Annotated in this window: 12 protein-coding genes; 8 read left to right on the top strand and 4 right to left on the bottom strand. The window is 44.5% G+C overall.

The window, feature by feature from the left end; translation table 11 throughout:
- Positions 1–87: 87 nt before the first annotated feature.
- Positions 88–1,212, bottom strand: coding sequence for a CaiB/BaiF CoA transferase family protein (locus ACWM1W_RS12475; protein ID WP_375725650.1), 1,125 nt, complete (start codon positions 1,210–1,212; stop codon positions 88–90).
- 213 nt (positions 1,213–1,425) lie between these two features.
- Here ACWM1W_RS12475 and ACWM1W_RS12480 point away from each other — a divergent pair, with 213 nt between their 5' ends.
- The 4 genes from ACWM1W_RS12480 to ACWM1W_RS12495 all read left to right on the top strand — a co-directional run bounded on the left by ACWM1W_RS12480 (position 1,426) and on the right by ACWM1W_RS12495 (position 6,526).
- The gene (locus ACWM1W_RS12480; RefSeq protein ID WP_004785199.1) at positions 1,426–2,436 is read left to right on the top strand and encodes an AraC family transcriptional regulator; all 1,011 of its coding nucleotides are present in this window, start codon (positions 1,426–1,428) and stop codon (positions 2,434–2,436) included.
- Between the two features lie 224 nt (positions 2,437–2,660).
- On the top strand, positions 2,661–3,866 hold the full coding sequence (locus ACWM1W_RS12485) for an acetyl-CoA C-acetyltransferase (protein ID WP_175968113.1): 1,206 nt from the start codon (positions 2,661–2,663) through the stop codon (positions 3,864–3,866).
- A gap of 10 nt (positions 3,867–3,876) precedes the next feature.
- Complete coding sequence (locus tag ACWM1W_RS12490; RefSeq protein WP_375725651.1) at positions 3,877–6,009, top strand: 3-hydroxyacyl-CoA dehydrogenase NAD-binding domain-containing protein; 2,133 nt, start codon at positions 3,877–3,879, stop codon at positions 6,007–6,009.
- Positions 6,010–6,172: 163 nt separating this feature from the next.
- Positions 6,173–6,526: a hypothetical protein gene (locus tag ACWM1W_RS12495; protein ID WP_171284712.1), complete on the top strand. Its 354-nt coding sequence runs from the start codon at positions 6,173–6,175 to the stop codon at positions 6,524–6,526.
- Between the two features lie 54 nt (positions 6,527–6,580).
- Here ACWM1W_RS12495 and ACWM1W_RS12500 read toward each other — a convergent pair whose 3' ends face one another.
- The gene (locus ACWM1W_RS12500; protein WP_375725652.1) at positions 6,581–7,018 is read right to left on the bottom strand and encodes a GNAT family N-acetyltransferase; all 438 of its coding nucleotides are present in this window, start codon (positions 7,016–7,018) and stop codon (positions 6,581–6,583) included.
- A complete protein-coding gene (locus ACWM1W_RS12505; protein WP_375725653.1) occupies positions 7,012–8,232 on the bottom strand; it encodes a class I SAM-dependent methyltransferase in 1,221 nt (406 codons plus the stop codon). The genes ACWM1W_RS12500 and ACWM1W_RS12505 overlap by 7 nt, the downstream gene beginning before the upstream one ends.
- Before the next feature lie 102 nt (positions 8,233–8,334).
- On the opposite strand from ACWM1W_RS12505, the gene trhA reads away from it, so the two are divergent.
- From trhA to ACWM1W_RS12520, 3 genes are all read left to right on the top strand, one after another.
- Complete coding sequence (gene trhA, locus ACWM1W_RS12510; protein ID WP_461603265.1) at positions 8,335–8,979, top strand: PAQR family membrane homeostasis protein TrhA; 645 nt, start codon at positions 8,335–8,337, stop codon at positions 8,977–8,979.
- Positions 8,980–9,122: 143 nt separating this feature from the next.
- Positions 9,123–10,439 (top strand): MFS transporter, encoded by a 1,317-nt coding sequence (locus tag ACWM1W_RS12515; protein WP_180003873.1) that lies wholly within the window; start codon positions 9,123–9,125, stop codon positions 10,437–10,439.
- A 143-nt stretch (positions 10,440–10,582) separates the two neighbouring features.
- Entirely contained in the window at positions 10,583–10,996 is a 414-nt protein-coding gene (locus tag ACWM1W_RS12520; RefSeq protein WP_375725655.1) for a hypothetical protein, read from the top strand.
- A 22-nt stretch (positions 10,997–11,018) separates the two neighbouring features.
- Here ACWM1W_RS12520 and ACWM1W_RS12525 read toward each other — a convergent pair whose 3' ends face one another.
- Positions 11,019–12,029, bottom strand: a complete 1,011-nt coding sequence (locus ACWM1W_RS12525) for a metallophosphoesterase (RefSeq protein ID WP_375725656.1) — start codon at positions 12,027–12,029, stop codon at positions 11,019–11,021.
- Between the two features lie 101 nt (positions 12,030–12,130).
- Here ACWM1W_RS12525 and ACWM1W_RS12530 point away from each other — a divergent pair, with 101 nt between their 5' ends.
- The gene (locus ACWM1W_RS12530) at positions 12,131–13,765 is read left to right on the top strand and encodes a phospholipase D family protein (protein ID WP_034704143.1); all 1,635 of its coding nucleotides are present in this window, start codon (positions 12,131–12,133) and stop codon (positions 13,763–13,765) included.
- Positions 13,766–13,782 lie beyond the last annotated feature (17 nt).

Here is a 13,782-nt window from a genome sequence, read left to right on the forward strand (position 1 = left end):
AGCTTCCTCTGATTTTTAATGTGAATGATTTATTTTTTAAATCTTTAGCAGTTTTTTTTCATAAACCAAAATGAGAAGGTCGCTCAATTACCACTCTTCGGTTTCGCCTAAAGCCTGACCAATAAATTGATATCGCATAGTTGATCTTGAAAACTTGATCGGGCAAGCCAGTTGAGCTTCGGTTTGCTCCCGCTGATCCGCTTTAACTGGCACCTGCACCACCCATTCACGTTGCTGCGCCAGCTCAGAATGCAGGGCTTCAGCAAGCTTTAGTACAGGTTCGACACAGAAATCTGCCTGAGAAAATAAGGCTTGCCAGTGAGATAGAGGTTGGGAACTGATTTTATCGCGAATCGCCTGTTTCACTAAAGCATGATCTTCAGGTGCCAAAGAAGCACCTTTTTCCAGAATAATCGGTAAATCCAGCAATTGTGCCAGACCTTGCATGAATTGAGGCTCCAGACTGCCTATTGATAGATAGCGATCATCCTGAGTCTGATAATAGTCATAAAAGGTACCGCCATTTAAGTAACCTGATTCTATCTGCTGATGCTGATTACCCGCCAGACTGGCAGAAGCTGCCATATTATTTAATGTCGCCGCGCAATCGGTCATGGAAATATCAATATATTGTCCCTGACCACTGCTCTGCCGCTCAATCACCGCTGCCAGAATGGCAACCAGCGCATGCATAGAGCCGCCCGCGACATCAGCAATCTGGATTCCCATTGCCGGTGGTCCGCTTTCAAGCCGGCCACTATGCCCGGCAATCCCAGATAAAGCCAAATAGTTAATATCATGCCCTGCCCGATCTATATAAGGGCCGGTCTGACCATAACCAGTAATCGAGCAATAGATTAAGCGCGGATTGAGCGCACTGAGTGTTGGATAATCCAGGCCAAGCCGTTGCATCACACCTGGGCGAAATTGTTCGACCACAATGTCATAATCTGCAATTCGGGATTTGATCTGCTTAATATGTTGAGGATTCTTTAAATCCAGTGCGACAGAATGTTTGTTTCGGTTCAGATAATTATGCGTTGTGGCTTGTCCATGTGCAAAAGGTGGCATTAAACGCACCAGATCAGGACGTGCGGGTGATTCAATATGCACAACTTCTGCACCCATGTCTGCAAGATATAACGTGGCAAATGGACCGGGTAATAATGTAGAAAAATCTAATATTTTCAAACCTTTTAATGCATATGACATTGGAGTTATTACTCTATTTATATTGCTTTTTGCCTCATCATAAGAACATAAATGCCCAAAAACAATGTCATGTTCAGCCATTTACCTTGATAGTTTCGGCAATTTAATATGTAAGAAAATGGTAATTGCATTCTTGTAAATTGCCATTGATTTTTTATTTTTTGTCATTTAGGTCAAATATTAGTGAACATTAAAGAGACTGAAGGATTAAACATGAGTCGTGATACGATCAGTATCCATTTCGTCAATGCAGCCTTATACGGCGTTAAGCGCCTGGGCATGGATGTCGATACTTTATTGTCTCACGTTGGGATTGAAGCCGAGCTTCTGCATCAGCCGAAGGCCCGTATTTCGCCTGAACAATATACCCGTTTTATCAAGATGCTCTGGATGGTAACCCAGGACGAACATGTCGGTTTTGACAAACAGCCGCGTCGTCTGGGCACTTTCGCGATTATGTGCCAGTTGATCATCCATGCCAAAACGCTAGGCGATGCACTCGAGCTTTCTTCACAATTTTACAAACTCTTTGGTGATGACTGGTCTGTAACCCTGGAACGTGACAAGCACGAAGCGCGTCTGGTTCCCCTGATTCCAAATTCGATGGATCCGGAACACTTTATTACCGAAAGTATGCTGATGATCTGGCATGGTCTGGCATCGTGGTTAATTGAACGTCGTCTGCCGCTGGAACGTGTACATTTCAGCTACCCGCGTCCTGCTCATGCAGATGAATACGATGCGCTGTTCTTTGCACCTGTGATGCAGTTCGATATGCCGCGTACTGAAATTACCTTTGCAGCGGATTATCTGGATTTGCCAATTCGCCAGAATGAAGAAACGCTGGAAGAATTCCTCAAAGCAGCTCCGGCTCAACTTCTAGTCAAATTTAAAAATACCAACTCGCTGACTTCTCGGATCCGTGATGTATTAAAGAGCCAGATTGGTGAAGAAATGCCGACCTTGAACGATGTCGCATCGATGCTCTACCTGTCTCCGCAAACCCTGCGTCGCCGTCTGGCTGCTGAAGGCAAGAGCTATCAGGGCGTAAAAGATGCACTGCGCCGTGATGCTGCAATTCACTTATTACTTAACCCAGATCTGACTCTGGAAGATGTTGCACAACAGGTTGGCTTTAGTGAAACCAGTACTTTCCACCGTGCTTTCAAAAAATGGACAGGGGTAACACCAGGCCTATACCGTCAGTTACACGGTTACCATTAAAAACCTTGCTATAAAATTGTATACTTGAAAAGTATCGTTTATTAAGCGCTACAAGCCCCTAGCCCAAGCTCCAGACTTGGGCTTTTTTATGCCCGCTTTTTAATCCATCAAGACTGACCAAATTGCTCAAATGATCTGGTCCGTTCTCGTCATTGCACTTCAAGATTTAATCATTACACTCGAAGCATTAGAACAATTTCAGTAAAGCAAGAAAAGGATATTGTATGAGCGAGGCCTATATTATTGATGCCATTCGCACGCCACGCGGAAAGGGGAAAAAAGACGGATCATTATATGAAGTTAAACCAATTAGTTTACTGACTACGCTCTTAAATGAACTGAAAGAACGCCATAACCTGGATACATCTCAGGTGGATGATATTGTGCTGGGCTGTGTGACTCCAATCGGTGATCAGGGTGCAGACATTGCCAAAACTGCTGCAATTGCCGCAGGCTGGGACAATGATGTGGCTGGCGTTCAGATCAACCGTTTCTGTGCTTCGGGCCTGGAAGCTGTAAATCTGGCAGCACAAAAAGTTCGTTCAGGCTGGGAAGATCTGGTCGTTGCGGGTGGCGTTGAATCCATGTCTCGTGTTCCGATGGGTTCTGATGGCGGCCCGTGGGCTTTAGATCCTGAAACCAATATGGCTTGCGATTTTATTCCACAAGGCATCGGGGCTGACCTGATCGCGACCATTGATGGTTATAGTCGTGCAGATGTAGATCAATTCGCCGAGCAATCACAAAAGAAAGCGGCAGCAGCCCAAGCGAATGGTTATTTTGATAAATCCATTATTCCAGTGAAAGATAAAGCTGGCGTCGTGATTCTAAACAAAGATGAATTTATTAAACCGACAACAACTGCAGAAGGCTTAAGTGCATTAAAGCCAAGTTTTGCAACGATGGGCCAGATAGGCTTTGATGCCATCGCTCTACAGAAATATCCGGAAGTAGGCTCTGTAAACCATGTACACCATGCGGGTAATTCTTCAGGCATTGTGGATGGTGCAGCAATCGTATTACTTGCCTCCGAACAGGCAGTGCAACAGCAAAATCTCAAGCCACGCGCCAAAGTACTGGCAACGGCGCTAGTCGGTGCCGATCCAACCATTATGCTGACCGGCCCTGCCCCGGCTGCACGTAAGGCTTTAGCCAAAGCCGGACTCATCATTGATGATATTGATCTGTTTGAAGTCAATGAAGCTTTCGCTGCTGTGGTGATGCACTTTATCAATGAAATGAAGGTTGATCCTGCCAAAGTCAATGTCAATGGTGGTGCCATTGCCATGGGACATCCACTCGGTGCGACCGGTGCCATGATTCTAGGCACTTTACTGGATGAACTGGAACGTCAAGGTAAGAAACGTGGACTGGCCACCCTGTGTGTGGGTGGTGGTATGGGCATCGCAACCATTATTGAGTTGGTATAAGGAGATCAGCATGAGCGCAATTCAATATCAAAAAACTGAAGATCATATTGTCATTCTGACCTTTGATTCTCCAAACCAGTCCGCCAATACCATGAATGCCGACTTTCGCACGGCTCTGGAAGAAGTCGCTGCCCAGTTACAGGCAGATGAACAGATCGCCGGAATTATTTTCCGATCAGCTAAAAAGACATTCTTTGCTGGCGGTGATCTGGATGAGCTGATTCAGGCGACGCCTGAACATGCCACTGAATTCTTCAATATGATTGAAGACATGAAAGCCAAATTACGCTATATCGAAACGCGTGGCATTCCTGTGGTGGCAGCTTTAAATGGCACCGCACTCGGTGGTGGTTGGGAAATCGCTTTATGTGCCCATCATCGTATTGCCCTCAATGATGCCAAAATCAAGTTTGGTTTACCTGAAGTCACTTTAGGCTTGCTACCAGGCGGTGGTGGTATTGTCCGTATGGTTCGTCTGCTAGGCCTGCAAAATGCCTTACCTTTGCTGATGGAAGGCAAACAGTTCGGTGTAGAAAAAGCCAAGTCTTTGGGACTGGTACATGACACAGCCGACTCACTGGATGAGTTACTAGATAAATCTATAGCCTGGATTAAACAACATCCGCAATCCCAACAGCCTTTCGATGTAAAAGGTTACAAAATTCCGGGAGGCTCTCCTTCTTCGCCTGCCGTTGCACAGATGCTGGCCATTGCTCCTGCGATGCTGCGTGATAAAACCAAGGGCTGCTATCCAGCTCCTGAAGCCATTTTATCCGCTGCGGTTGAAGGCGCTCAGGTTGATGTTGATACCGCACTGAGAATTGAGTCGCGTTATTTCACCTATCTCGCTACCGGCCAGATTTCCAAAAACATGATCGGTACATTCTGGCATGGCATGAATGCCATTAAATCAGGTGCCAGTCGTCCTAAAGACTTTGCGCCATGGAAAGCCACTAAAGTAGGTATTTTGGGTGCAGGTATGATGGGTGCAGGTATTGCCTATGTCACTGCCAGCAAAGGCATTCAGGTGGTACTAAAAGATATTTCGGTCGAAGCTGCTGAAAAAGGCAAAGCCTATAGCCAGAAATTACTTGATAAAAAAGTAGCCCAAGGCCGCTTAACAGCTGAAAAACGTGACCAGATTTTAAGTCTGATTCACACCACGACAGAAGCAGCAGATTTTCAAGGCTGTGACCTGATCATTGAAGCAGTATTTGAAAATCAGGGACTCAAAGCCAAAGTTACTCAGGAAGCAGAGCAATATTTAGCATCCAACGGTGTAATGGCATCCAATACCTCGACTCTACCCATCAGTGACTTGGCTCAAGCCTCTCAAAATCAGGTGAATTTTATCGGTCTGCATTTCTTTAGCCCAGTCGACAAGATGCAACTGGTCGAGATTATTAAGGGGAAAAATACTTCAGCAGAAACACTGGCCAAGGCATTTGACTTTGTGCAGCAGATTGGCAAGCTACCGATTGTAGTGAATGACAGCCGTGGCTTCTTTACCAGCCGTGTCTTTGGAACCTTTGTACAGGAAGGTTTACGTTTGCTCGCCGAAGGGGTGCATCCAGCCCGTATTGAAATGGCTGCGCTGAAAGCAGGTATGCCGGTCGGACCACTTGCTATTCAAGATGAAGTCTCTCTGACACTTTCTGAGCATGTAGCTGCAGAAACCCGTAAGGCTCTGGCAGCACAAGGCAAAGAACGCCCAAGCACCGATGCAGATGCCGTGATTCAAACCATGATTCATGAGTTTAACCGTAAAGGCAAAGCTGCTGGTGCAGGTTTTTATGATTATCCTGAAGGTGGCAAAAAGCAGCTGTGGTCTGGCTTGGAGCATTGGTATAAAGAAGTGGATATTTCTGAACAGGAAATGATAGACCGCTTCCTGTTTGTTCAAGCGCTGGATACCGTACGCTGTCTGGAAGAAGGTGTGCTGGAGTCAGTGGTCGATGCCAATATTGGTTCAATCTTTGGAATTGGTTTTGCCGCTTGGACGGGAGGTGCAGTGCAGTTCTTGAACCAGTATGGTTTAACCAAGGCCTTAAATCGTGCTGAGATATTAGAACGTAAATATGGCGAACGTTTCAAAGCGCCACAGTTACTCAAACAGAAAGTTGCTGAAGGTCAGCGCTTTTAAAAACTGGGTCTAAAAATGAGGAGCTTGACTCCTCTTTTTTTATTTCGACGCGATAAACTCTCGAAGTCTATTGCATTCAATCAATGACAGATTTTGATCTGCTTTCCAGACAATTTATGTTATAAAGTTACATGAGTTAGACATCCACGATGGGTATATGCATATGACTGATCACAGTTCACCTGAAAAATCACCTTGGGGTTGGAAAGCACTGATTATCTTCTGTATTTTAGGTGGATTATTTATGTTGTTTTTCTGGCTTGCGGTCAGCAATGAACCAGACTACATGCCAAGCCAGCAAAAGAAAGAAAATACCCAGCAGCATGCATTTAAGAATGCACCTGCAATGTCTCCAGAAGCTTTAGCCAAAGCACAGGCTGACCGTGAAGCTCGTCAGGCTACCTCTTCATCTCATCAGACTCATGAGATGAGCGCGGAAGAGCATAATATGTCTGCTGAAGAACATGCACAGATGGACAGTGCTAGCCATGACGAAAATACGGCTCATGGTCACTAGACAGTTCCAAGATCAAATTTAAAAAAGCGAGGTTTTCCTCGCTTTTTTATTTTTTTAGTCTTTTAAGCTGAGATACATATCTATATGTGGAATGCCGCAATCCAGATATTCTTCACCCCGCACGTCAAAACCCAAGTTCTGATAAAAGCCAATCGCATGTACCTGTGAAGAAAGCTTTACGAATTTACGTTGCTCTGCCTTGGCCTGATCAATCACAGCCCGCATGGTCTTGTAGCCGATGCCCGTACCACGTGCCGACTGTAATACAGCTACGCGACCAATACTGTGATTCTTTAATAAGCGTGCAGTCGCCACGGCTTGATCCTGTAAATAAGCCACAAAATGCGTAGAGATTGTATCCTCCGCATCCCATTCATCTTCAGGAGCAATTTGCTGTTCCTGAATAAAAACGGCTTCACGTATCACTCTGGCGTCTTGGGCTAACTCATCCCAGCTGCCTGACACGATTTTAAGATTTTTATCATCTAGCATTTAGAACCAATTCCCTGCTGATCCCACTGGTCATTCAATAACAATTCCAGTGAATGTTTTTGAATCCCATACATCTCTTTCAATGCCTGAATCTGGGCGAGAACAGCCTGATCGGGCTGTTCATAATCCTTACGTTTGGTCGCCAGAATCATTTTATTTTTACTGGTGTGTTCTAGGGCCACAAATTCAAAGACCTTGGTTTCATAACCATAAGCCTTCAGCAATAAGGCACGAATGGTATCCGTCAGCATTTCGGCTTGCTGCCCAGCGTGAATGCCAAACTGCAACATTGGCGATAGCACTTTCGGACTCTGTAATTGCGATCTTAACTCTTTATGACAACATGGAGCACACATGATGATTTGTGCATTCAGGCGTATACCGCTATGGATCGCAAAATCGGTCGCCACATCACAGGCATGCAGAGCGATCATCACATCCAGACGTTCCGGTTCATAGGTACGCACATCACCCTGGAAGAAATCCAATTGATTAAAACCGGATTGCTGCGCGACATTCTGACAGAATTCGACCATTTTCGGATTCAGCTCTACGCCGGTGACATAGGGCGTCTGACCATGTTTTTGCATATAGTCATACAGTGCACAGGTTAAATATCCCTTACCTGAACCGAAATCGACGATACGTAATCCTCGTTCCTGTGACTGGATTTGTGCCAGTGCGCCTGAGAAAATCTCGACAAATTTATTAATCTGTTTCCACTTACGCGCCATGCTCGGAATGATCTGGCCTTGCTGATCGGTAATTCCTAAATGCTGTAGGAATACACTGTCCTGATCGACATAACGCTGCTTGATCCGGTCATGGCCTTGCTCGACTTTTGCCTTTGTGGAGGCAGGTATAGCTTTACTTCGTGTCAGCATGGTCTTTTTCTTGTTTTTCTTCAGCTGTAACTCTTCCTGATCAGTAAACAGGTTAGCTTGCTTACAACAGGTCAATAATTCCGTTACTTGAGTAAAGGCTTCATTCAAAGGATAATTTTTAGTGACATCCTGAGTCTTGTATCGATAGACACAGCTCAAAACCTTCTGCTCATTGAGCGAAATGACTCTAAAGGTCATTTTCTCCAATTGTTCAAGTTCACCTTTATATTGACTCAAAATCAGACGATCAAAATGATCAGTTTCAAAGGCTTGCTGAAAAGCCTCCAAGAATTGTTGTTCCTGAACCGAGAGAGAAGTCGATGTCGACATAAGAAAAACCTGATATGAATTGCTGATCAAGTTTAATTGTTCTTAACTTAAAAGCAAAATTGAATTATTATACAAGTGTATATTTAAACAAGAATGACAATCATGCAGAATGCTCCCCTAGTTCCAGATTATGATCACAATGAGGAACGGATTAATTACATTAGTCATGGCCTCGGTGCTGCGCTGGCTTTGATTGCCGGTATTTTATTGATTATTAAAGGCTCTTATTTGAGTACCGGACAATGGATTGGCCTTTGGGTCTATGCTTTCAGCATGACTCTGCTGTTTTCCGCTTCGATGCTCTACCATATGTCTACTGCTGCTGACCGACGCTATTTTTACAAAAAAGTTGATCATACGGCAATTTACTACCTGATTGCAGGTACCTATACCCCGTTTCTATCGATTGCGATTCCAACAGCCAAAGCCCAGTATTTACTGATTGCCTTGTGGGTGATTGCTGTACTTGGAACACTATTCAAGTTCATTTTCATCAACCGTTTCCAGAAACTTTCTTTAGTTGCTTATCTGGTCATGGGATGGCTTGCACTACTGGTTATGGACGATATGCAGGATTACTTAAGTGCTCAATCTTTAACCTTTCTGATCATTGGTGGCTTAGCATACACTGTAGGTGCATTGTTTTACGCTTTAAAAAGAGTAAGATATACCCACGCTATCTGGCACATTTTTGTATTGATAGGCGCAGGATCACATTTTCTGTCTATCTATCTTTACGTGATTTAATCATCTCATTTCTTCATTTCAGTGACCCTGAGCGAGTTGAAACGAGAAGATTGCAGTTGTTTTTTTAAAAAATTACGCCTTTTTTTAAAAAGATTACGCTTTTAAAACTAAGTTTTTTATTTTTAGTAAGTGTAAGGTTATTCATGGCGTCTTCAGATTCTATCGCTGTAACAGAAACTACAGCAACCAATTCAAAATTTCGTGTTTTAACAGCAAGTTTAGTAGGCACTACAATCGAGTTCTTCGATTTCTATATTTATGCCACAGCTGCCGTTATTATTTTCCCTTATCTGTTCTTCCCTACAAGTACAGATCCTATGACTGCGACTATTCAGTCGCTGGCAACCTTTGCGATTGCCTTTATTGCCCGCCCAATCGGTGCTGCACTCTTTGGTCACCTGGGAGACCGGATTGGACGTAAAGCGACACTGGTCGCGGCCTTATTGACCATGGGCCTTTCTACCGTTGCCATTGGTTTATTGCCAACTTATGCACAAATCGGTATTGCTGCGCCATTATTGCTGGCTCTTTGTCGTTTAGGTCAAGGCTTAGGCTTGGGTGGTGAATGGTCAGGTGCGGTTCTACTGGCAACTGAAAATGCGCCAGAAGGCAAACGTGCCTGGTATGGTATGTTCCCGCAACTTGGTGCACCAATTGGCTTCATTCTGGCAACAGGCTCATTCTTGACGCTTGGCGCATTCATGTCTGAAGCAGAGTTCATGCAATGGGGCTGGCGTATTCCATTTATCTCTAGTGCGCTACTGGTGATTATGGGTTTATGGATTCGCTTGAAATTGCATGAAACTCCTGCATTCCAGAACGTGTTGAAAAAGCAGAAAGAAGTGAATGTACCCTTCTTCGAAGTATTCAAAAAGCATTCTAAAATGCTGGTATTGGGTACTATCGCAGCGATCTGTACATTCGTAGTGTTCTACCTGACTACTGTATTCGCATTGCAATGGGGTACCAAACAGCTCGGCTATACACGTGAAGAATTCCTTCAGTTGCAGTTAGTTGCAACTCTGTGCTTTGCTGCGTTCATTCCACTTTCAGCAGTTCTTGCAGAAAAATTCGGTCGTAAGACAACTTCAATCGCGGTATGTGTGGTCTCTGCTATTTTCGGTATCTTCTTTGCCGATATGCTTGAATCAGGCAGTACGCTGGTGGTGTTCTTCTTCTTATGTATCGGCCTAGCGATCATGGGTCTAACTTATGGCCCGATTGGTACCGTATTGTCTGAAATCTTCCCGACTTCAGTACGTTATACCGGTTCTGCCCTGACCTTTAACCTGGCAGGTATTTTTGGTGCATCTTTCGCGCCATTGATTGCAACAAAACTGGCAACAACTTATGGCTTGTCTGCAGTAGGTTATTACCTCACAGCAGCTTCTATCCTGTCATTGCTTGCATTCTTGCTGATCCGTGAAACTAAAAATGATGATGTAAACAATCAGATCTAAGGATCTTGACAAATTAAGCCATCTCAATCAAAGCCAGCAGTTCATGCTGGCTTTTTTTATGATTTCACAACAAAAACTTGCTACTTCTTTGCGGATATTTCGGGAACAATCAAATAAATAAAGCCAGAGAATGAGGCAGAGTGATGCAGGATCTTATTGAGCAACTTACTCAAGAACAGCTGGTGGATATTGTGATTCTGCTAGAAGATGATAAAAAACTGGACGCCATTCGCTATATCCGGACGCATACAGCTTTAGATGAATCACAGGCGATACAGGTCATTGATGAAATTGTCCGCGAGCATGATCTGGCGCTGAATCGGAACAATAAAGGCAACATTGGCCCACGCTTTACAGATGATGCAGATGAAAATATTTCAGTGGTAACTACACCTTTGGAAGTTCCAGATCATCCCAACCTGAGCATCGCTAAAGATACTGAGGTGGCTGCACAGCAAGTCGGCAAACGTGTACCCGGCCGTGAGATTGAAAAGAAAATCTGGATCACCGCAGCTGTGATTTTACTGACTATTATTGTGCTCTGGTTGCTGCTTTAGCAGCAGTGAATGAATCAGTTTTTTAGACCAATTCGATAATATCAATGGTTGGTGGTACGCGAAAACGAAATGGCACGCCCACCATACCCGTTCCCACAGTCACAAATACATCTGCATGTTCATGCCGGTATAGACCTTTTTTATGGCCCAGAATGGAGACCTTTTTCATCACATAATCCGTCAGCCAAGGTAACTGGACCTGCCCGCCATGCGTATGTCCAGAAAGCATCAGTGGCCGTGTGGGCAATTTCGGCACCATATCCACGGTATCTGGATTGTGCGACAGAATCACCCAAGGTTTGTCTTGAGGCAGATCCGGCATTGCACGCATATCGGTTTTTCCAGCCCAAAGATCTCCTACGCCTAACAGACGAAATTCATCAAACTCGACAATCTGCCCTTCAATGTCCATAACCTGATTCACTTCCAGCGCATAGCGGAGCAGTTCCTGAATCGGAGGGCCAGGATACTGTTCATCATGATTCCCTGTCACCGAATATACCGGCGCATGAATTTCTTTCAAGACCGCCAGCTCCTGTGCCAGTTTATTTTCAGGTTCATAGGTCCAGTCCCCTGCAACCACCACCAAGTCCGGTTTCAGATGATTCAGCTTATGCACAATCTGTCTTAACTGACGTTCATGTCCGGAAAACAGACCAATATGTAAATCTGCAATCAGGGCAATCCGTACCGGCTTTTTAAGTTTCTGTTGAGGATTGATTTGATAAGGCGTGGTTTCAACCCGAATCAAATGCGGCTCGATAAAACGTGCATAACTGAGTACGGCACTAATCACGAAAATAAAAATAGACTCATGAATCGAATAGTAGCCTATCCATCCTGCATAAATACTGAAGAACACCAGCGGAATCAGCAAATAGGTCAGATAGAAAGCCAGCAGGTGACAAAACGCTTTAAAGGGATGAATGGTTTCTGTACGCGACTGACTCGACCAGGCCTGATACACTGCCCAAACGGCAAGAATGGCCATGCCTAGATAAAAATAAAAAAGTACGGAACTTGTATCCCACATAGATTTGCCTTGTCGAGTCGAGGAGCTGATTAGTGGCTTTATATTTATCTTTTCATAGCTGGCAATTATACTCAATCCAAATTTTTCAGTCTTTGATGTTTATGGTAAATGCTCCCCACGCTTCCGCTCACTCAAAACCTTCTGGCTTATCAAAAGCTTACCGCTATAAAGCTGGCATTTTACTGAGCTGCAGCCTGGTACTCGGCATTCCTGCTTGCAGTACGCTGCCTCCGCAAACTGAACAACCTAGCCGAATGGCATTTGAAACGGATACCTCACAAACCAGTCTGGCCCAGATTGTTGAGCCTTTACGTCGGCAGAATATTGGCCTGACCGGTTATCACGTGCTGCCAGATCCGCTTGAAGCACTCGCTGCACGTATCCAGCTGATTAATAAAGCAGAACGTAGTCTGGACCTCCAATACTACATTTGGGACAATGACCGTATTGGTGCATTGGCCTTGCATGCCCTCATTCAGGCAGCAGACCGTGGCGTAAAAGTCCGTTTATTGATGGACGACAACAATGCCAAGAAAATGGAAGGTATTTATCTGGCGCTGGATCAGCACCAGAATATTGAGGTCAAACTGTATAACCCCTACCGTTTCCGTAAATACCGTGCCATGGATATGCTGCTGGATCTAAAACGGATCAACCGCCGCATGCATAACAAAAGCTTTATTGCCGATAATCAGATTGCCCTGATTGGCGGCCGTAATATGAGTAACCAGTATTATAACGTCAGTGACAGTTATCAGTTTTCTGATGTAGATGTGATGTTAGTCGGTGCCGCTTCTGATGAAATCATTCATTCTTTTGATGAATACTGGAATGATGATTATGCCTATCCAGTTCGGCAGATTGTTAATCCTCGCCATCACACGCTACGCTTCCCGAGCCTGAAACAGCAGCTGGAAGAATATAGTCATGATACTGCAATCCAGAACTACCTGAATCTGGCCAATCGCTCACAGGCTTTCGATAAATGGCTGGAACACAACATTCAGCTTGATTGGGTAGAAGCTGAAGTCGTTAAAGACCCACCAAGTAAAATCAAGTCAAAGGCTAAAACTGAGGATCACTTGAACTTCCAGTTACTACAGCATCTGGAAAAACCGGAAGAAAGTGTAGATATCGTATCAGCCTATTTTGTACCGGAAAAACAGGGGGCAGAACGTCTCAAAAAACTGGCTTCAGAAGATGTCAAAGTCCGAGTACTGACCAACTCTTATAAGGCCAATGACGTGCCGCTGGTCCATGCCTTTTATGCCAAATATCGTCAGGAACTGCTAGAAAATGATGTAAAACTTTATGAGTTTTTGGCCGCGCCAGATGCCGACAACCTGAATGCCAATACTGAAGAGCTGGCACAAAAAGCGAAGGTCAGCTTAAAAGGCCTGAGCCGTTCCAGCCTGCATGCTAAACTGATGGCCATTGATCAGAAACAGGTATTTATCGGCTCTTTTAATTTCGATCCGCGTTCGGCTTATTTGAATACTGAAATTGGCGTATTGCTAAATAGTCCTAATCTGGCCCGTGCGGTACATGAAACCATGGACAAAAACTTAAGCAAGTATGCCTATAAGTTGGTTCTGGATGCCAACCAGAACATTAACTGGAAAATTCGCAATGCCAAAGGTGAAACAAAGACCTTTAAAAAAGAGCCGGGAATGAAGTGGTATCAAAAAGCCTCAATAAAATTCCTGTCGATACTCCCAATCGAAGGTTTTATGTAATGAATATCTCTGAGTAT

This window comes from Acinetobacter sp. TW_SC_4 (assembly GCF_054861205.1).